Source organism: Nostoc sp. 106C (assembly GCF_002154725.1).
Classification (GTDB): domain Bacteria; phylum Cyanobacteriota; class Cyanobacteriia; order Cyanobacteriales; family Nostocaceae; genus Aulosira.
The window spans coordinates 1-4544 of record NZ_MTAW01000241.1 but is presented as its reverse complement, the minus strand read 5'-3'; the positions used below and the strand labels follow the sequence as shown (position 1 = coordinate 4544).

General features: G+C 38.7%; 5 protein-coding genes. 4 read left to right on the top strand and 1 reads right to left on the bottom strand.

Annotated elements, in window-relative coordinates:
• Nucleotides 1-486: 486 nt before the first annotated feature.
• Nucleotides 487-1035: a CAP domain-containing protein gene (locus tag BV375_RS35630; RefSeq protein ID WP_086769408.1), complete on the top strand. Its 549-nt coding sequence runs from the start codon at nucleotides 487-489 to the stop codon at nucleotides 1033-1035.
• A gap of 185 nt (nucleotides 1036-1220) precedes the next feature.
• The gene (locus BV375_RS35625) at nucleotides 1221-1850 is read left to right on the top strand and encodes a ribonuclease H-like domain-containing protein (RefSeq protein ID WP_086769406.1); all 630 of its coding nucleotides are present in this window, start codon (nucleotides 1221-1223) and stop codon (nucleotides 1848-1850) included.
• Between the two features lie 94 nt (nucleotides 1851-1944).
• Here BV375_RS35625 and BV375_RS35620 read toward each other — a convergent pair whose 3' ends face one another.
• Nucleotides 1945-2400, bottom strand: coding sequence for a rhodanese-like domain-containing protein (locus BV375_RS35620; protein ID WP_086769404.1), 456 nt, complete (start codon nucleotides 2398-2400; stop codon nucleotides 1945-1947).
• Between the two features lie 946 nt (nucleotides 2401-3346).
• On the opposite strand from BV375_RS35620, the gene BV375_RS35615 reads away from it, so the two are divergent.
• Together BV375_RS35615 and BV375_RS37865 are read left to right on the top strand one after the other, a co-directional pair.
• Nucleotides 3347-4069, top strand: coding sequence for a response regulator transcription factor (locus tag BV375_RS35615; protein WP_086769402.1), 723 nt, complete (start codon nucleotides 3347-3349; stop codon nucleotides 4067-4069).
• Nucleotides 4070-4224: 155 nt separating this feature from the next.
• Nucleotides 4225-4544 (top strand): hypothetical protein (locus BV375_RS37865; protein WP_208099246.1); only part of this gene is annotated, 320 nt, incomplete at its 3' end.

The window sequence follows — 4544 nt, the reverse complement described above, 5'->3', positions numbered from 1 at the left end:
CATTCCGCTTTGCTTCATTCGCAATGACAGGTTTTGGATCATTTATTGTTTGGAACACTCTTAATGAAAAAACTACACCTGTGAGAGGAAGACAAAAGGGATAAGGGAAATTACCAATAACTTGTTAATTAAAATCATCAATAAATTAAGTTATTAGAAAAATACTTAGTAACATCGCTGGCATATACATTTATGTATGCCAATTTTTTTAATTGAAAATGTAGTGCCCGTGACATTTGTCTAGGGGATACTACATTATCTTTTTTAAATATTCAAATAATTTTCATATTAGGAGGACAAGCAAACGTATCTTGAGAACAACGAATCTATCCTAGTATTTAAGTTTGGAGGTGATTACTTATATTTACTGTAAAGTATTTGCAAAAGTTTTCTAAGTTCATCAACCCTTAATAGTATCCTAGTATTTCTTCTTAGAAGAATACGGTAGAGTAAAAGTCTTATAACTCTATACATTAAGTAATTTCCATGTTCCGACAAACTGCTTTTGGCATAGCTTTAAGTACGCTTGTCCTTGCCAGCGGATTAACAACTGCGCCTGTTCCAGGTCACAGTTCCACAAACAAACCTACTCATAATAAACCGTTATCGATTCCTTCAAATCAGGTTGCAGCATCAACTACTGCTTTTAACACTACTGCTCTAGAAAAATCAGTTTTTGACAAAATTAATCGATATCGTGTTTCTAAAGGTTTGTCAAAGTTGAGCATTAATGCAACTATCACTCGGCAGGCAAGAATTCATAGCCAAAACATGGCTAATGGTAAAGTTCCATTTAGCCATCAGGGATTTAAACAGCGAGTAACTGCTCTCCCAATTATCTACAACAGTGCTGGAGAAAATGTTGCTTTTAACCAAGGATATAGCGATCCCGCATCAGAAGCTGTTACTGGTTGGCTTAATAGTCCCGGTCATTTAAAAAACATCAAAGGAAAGTATAACCTCACAGGAATTGGTGTTGCTGCCAATAAACAAGGTGAAGTCTACCTGACGCAAATTTTCTTGCAAACAAACTAGATTTTTAGCGGTTATTCTTGGGATGCAATATGCGGTAGAGTTACAAAAAATTTTGTACCTTGACAAAAAATCTGTACTCTCCGCAATTAAAAATGGCTAGAATTTCTGATTTTTTTGCACAATAATAATGTAGTGTCTAATAGAAACTTCTTCTGTTGGATACTGCATTTATTCTTGAGTGATTCATGACATTACAAGATTTTCAGGTAAGCGATCGCGACCTTAGTGACGTTGCCCTATCCCAGTATTTAAAATCAGAGGCGATCGCTGTTGATACAGAAACAATGGGATTGTTACCGCAGCGCGATCGCCTTTGTCTCGTGCAACTGTGCAACCTAGAGGGTGAAGTAACTGCAATCCGCATCGCCAAAGGCCAAACCGAAGCACCAAACTTAAAAAAACTTTTGGAAGCTGTAAATGTCTTGAAAGTATTTCACTTTGCGCGTTTTGACATTGCTACCTTGCGCTACAACCTAGGTATTACCGTTCAGCCTATTTTTTGTACCAAGATAGCTAGTAAATTAGCTCGTACTTATACAAATCGTCACGGATTGAAGGATGTCGTGCAAGAGTTGGAAAAAGTAGAGCTGGATAAAAGTGCTCAAAGTTCTGATTGGGGTAACGCCGATAATTTATCTGTAGAACAGCTAAGTTACGCTGCTAACGATGTTCGCTATTTACTCAGCGTGCAACAGAAGCTGATTGCCATGCTAAAAAGAGAAGAGCGTTGGCAAATTGCTCAAGAATGTTTTCAAGTTCTACCAACAATTGTATCTTTAGACTTATTGCAATTTAAGGATTTATTTGAACACTAATTATTTGTGCTCAAACAGAGTCATCAGTCATTAATTGTAACCTCAAGATTAATGACTAATGACTCCTGACTAATGACTCCTGAAAAAGTTTAATTTATACTTGTTTTTTCTGAGTTTCTGTGTGTTCTTGCATCCGAGAGACAACATTATAGTCACCAGGACCAGGAGGAGTGAGTGCTTCCACAATCCCTTCTGTTGGTCCACCAATAGCCTTCCATGCAGCAAGACCACCTTTTAGCTGAGATACATGCTCAAACCCAGCAGAACGAAGAGATTGTACAGCTTGGCCACTTTCATCTTCATTGGCACCGTAAATATAAATATCACGGCTTTTATCCAAAGATGATGTTGCTCGATTTACCAAGTCATCGGTGGGCATCGACATGGCACCCATAATGTGTCCTTCATTATAGGTATCGCGATCGCGCACATCTAGTATTGTGAAAGCTGGTTCGCCCCACTCTAAACGAGCTTTAAGTACATGAACATCAGATTGGGGTTCTATGGGCGGCTGTTGTGGAATGATATTATCTACTAGATTGTTAGCCATAATTATCTCTTGCTGATTACATTAACAGCAATTTATCGAAAAATATAGTTTGATTTGCTCTTTCCCTGGTATGAAGATTATTAACCTCTCTCTTGGGATAGACTAGTTCATTTATTTATTATTGAAAATCCAGTTATAACAAGTCCAAAAATTTTATATTCCTGACGAAATCAACTTTACCGCTGGATATTTTAGGAAAACGAATATGTCGAACTGCCTTCTTGCGTTAGCTCACCATTGACAAGTTGGCAAATTTCTACCATCTGAAGCCTTAGCTTATACTAATGCTGACGCCAAGTTTTGTTAGCTGATGGGGTTTATCCTGATAATGATGCTTGAAGGTAATACCAGAGTATTTGGTAAGTCCTAAGCTTATTTTGAAAATTGTAGTCTGAAATACTGTCTATTCCTACCTATTATTATTTAAACTTAGAGTGACTATGTTCAATTTTTTAATGCACAAATAGGAGATAAATACAATAGTTAAGCTAAGTAAAATTTGATACGTTTTTAATAAGTATATTAGTTTTGTAATTTTGGTTGTGACCTTGAGAAATAGAGAAATCAGGTTATAAAACTTTTAATTTATGAGTAATTACAAATTACCAGGTAACCCTAGAAGAATGTCGTATTTAATACTCAAATATAAAATACATAACCGAGGATAATCGTGATAGTAATATAAAATTACCAAATCCATAAAAAGCTCATAGCTTTAGGAAAAACTATAACAGTCAAAGCTTCCAGAAATTTCTTCAGAAATTAAGTCAAGCTAAGTCATACAGTAGTTATGTCTGGTGAGCAGCGACTTTAAAATAATCATGAGGTTTATATATCAGCAGCCGAGGTAAAGGAGATACTCTCCCAAAGGTAAAGGTCCGAAAGCGTACACAGAAGTTCTCAAGGCGCATAGCGAATTGCCACATAAACAATAGGCTAGAGATTTATGGTGATGGTTCCTGCTACTAATCCCAAAATTCTTGTTGTAGATGACGACTATGGCGTCCGCAATCTTATATATCGTTTTTTAAGTAGAAAATATCATATAGAGTCTGCGGCAGACGGAAAGACAGCGCTGAGTTTATTCGAGCAATTTAATCCAGAGTTAGTGATTTTGGATTGGAATTTGCCAGATACTACTGGCTATAACCTCTGCCAAGAAATGCAACGTCGTACTAATGTGTTAGTGATGATACTGACTAGCCGCACTGACGAAGCCGATAAAATTAAGATTCTGGCCGCAGGTGCTGATGACTTTATAACCAAACCCTTTAGCTTAGCAGAAGTAGAACTTAGAATCCAAGCTCTATTGCGGCGCGTCCGCACGATCAATCCTTCAACTACACAACGCCTCGTCTTTCATCAGCTAGCAATTAACCCCGATGGAAGAGAGGTGACACTTAACGATAAACCTCTATCATTAACCGCCCTAGAATTTAATATTTTACATTTTCTGGCCAGCCATCCGGGTCAAGCTTGGAGCCGCCCCCAGCTCATCCAAAAAATTTGGGGTTGTGACTATGTCGGAGATGGACGAGTAGTTGATGTGCATATTGGTCAGCTACGCAAAAAGATGGAAGTAGATACCAATGTGCCAGAATATATTAAAACTGTTCGGGGCTATGGTTATAAGTTTGAACCACCAGAAAACGGCACAGTTTTAAAGTAATTCACGATGAAGCGATCGAAGTTTTTAAATGTCCAGCTCGTTACAGCAGTGATAATAAGGTCACTTTAGCTACTAAATAATACCAATTTGAAAAATGATTGCGACAGATGGAAATCTGAAATGCTTATCCAATAGATGTTTCACAATTACGCCACTTGCTACAACGCGGCGGCACTTCCTACCCTGCGGGAAGCCACCCTCCGGGTGTCTACAAGTCGGCGGAGCCGCCCAACGGAGTGCCTTGGGAACCCGCGCAACGCAGTGGCTCCAAAATCTGTCTTGAAAAGTTTGCTCAAATCGGGAAACCCTTTCGGCAATTGCTCATGGGGGAAACCCCCAAGACCGCATTGCCTCACCACGCAACGCCAGTTGCTTTAAGCCGGGAAACCCGACGCCAGTTGTTACAACGGAGGGAACCTCCCCTGACAGGTGTAGGTTTATTACATAGGTGTGAGTGTTCATCAGCAACAAGAAG